Here is a 1,233-nt window from a genome sequence, read left to right on the forward strand (position 1 = left end):
AACCAAAAGACAGATTGAAGCCAATGCAAGAAAACTGAATGGTCAGTTTGTTGATGAAGACGATAATGTGATTACAGATTGGCACTATGGACATAGGGAAGGTATGGAAAACCGACGGATACTCAGAGCGGCTGACCAGATAGGTATGACTCAGGAAGAATTGAATGATTTTGTGAATTCACACCCTGACTATTTTCTGATTGAGGATGCCAAGACCAACCTTAGTCATATCAATGAGAAACCGGGCAGTGATGATTTAAGAAAAATTCTCAGAGATATGAGAGCATTTTTGAAAAACAGGAAGACATAATGAGTTACGAATACGAATTATACGATGCTGTACTGGATGGTGACATTGATAAAGTCAAAGCACTTATTGGTAAAGGTGCTGATATTCATGAAATCACAGAATCAGAGCACTGGACATACCTACATCACGTATTTATGTCTCCCTCTACAAAACTAGAGGAAAGAACACCACTTGAATCGGTGCAGTTTCTGATTGACCAAGGGCTGGATGTCAACGCAATTGATAGCTATGGCTATACGCCACTGATTTATGCCGTTCGTCAACGCAACGTTGAAGGTATGCGGCTTTTGTTGGAAAACGGTGCAGATAAGCTAATTGAGCACCGTAGTGAAAGAGGAGTTAATGCCCTGAAAATGTCTCTTCATGAAAAACCGTTTGTATATGATGTTGTCAAACTATTGCTTGATTTTGGTGCTGATCCTGATGCTAAAACAGAAAAGGGAAAATCAGTCCGAGAGCTTGTTAATTTACTTGATGATATGGATCCTAAGATTATTGAATTAGTCAGTCATTACTAAATAAAGCCCAATCATAAGTAAAGCTATTGTTTAAAACGGAAACTATTCAGAGCCGCATGATGTTGTGGCTCTTTTTGTATCAGCCCTTTTCCTGCAAAATCAAGTGCTGATACCGATGAGTGGCGATTTTGGCGGTAAACCGATCCTTATCAATCCCATTCCAGATCTGAAAACTTACAATATCTGGGTGTATCCGGAGGCTGAGCAAGGCCAAGAATTTGACAACACCTACATCACGCCAATCGCTGATGCAGATTTACAAGACTATATTCTGACCTTTCCGGCAGATACCGGACTCCCACCACTGTATGTGGTATATAGTCATCAAGTGCGTCAACCGAATGGTCAGTTCGGGGCGAGTAAATACCCCAAACCGGAGCTAAACCGAACATCTCTTCGGGCTGA

The 1,233-nt window shown here is 41.2% G+C and carries 3 protein-coding genes; all 3 read left to right on the plus strand.

The window, feature by feature from the left end; translation table 11 throughout:
• Positions 1–310, plus strand: a 310-nt coding sequence (locus AC55NX_RS20670) for a GH-E family nuclease (RefSeq protein ID WP_496997443.1), incomplete at its 5' end; no start/stop codon positions are given.
• Positions 310–828 carry an ankyrin repeat domain-containing protein gene (locus AC55NX_RS20675; RefSeq protein ID WP_496997444.1) on the plus strand — a complete coding sequence of 173 codons (519 nt, stop codon included), beginning with the start codon at positions 310–312 and terminating at the stop codon, positions 826–828. The genes AC55NX_RS20670 and AC55NX_RS20675, both read left to right, overlap by 1 nt.
• A 64-nt stretch (positions 829–892) precedes the next feature.
• The coding region (locus AC55NX_RS20680) for an S-type pyocin domain-containing protein (RefSeq protein WP_496997445.1) at positions 893–1,233 on the plus strand (341 nt) is incomplete at its 3' end.

This window comes from Vibrio rubrogenes (assembly GCF_059641415.1).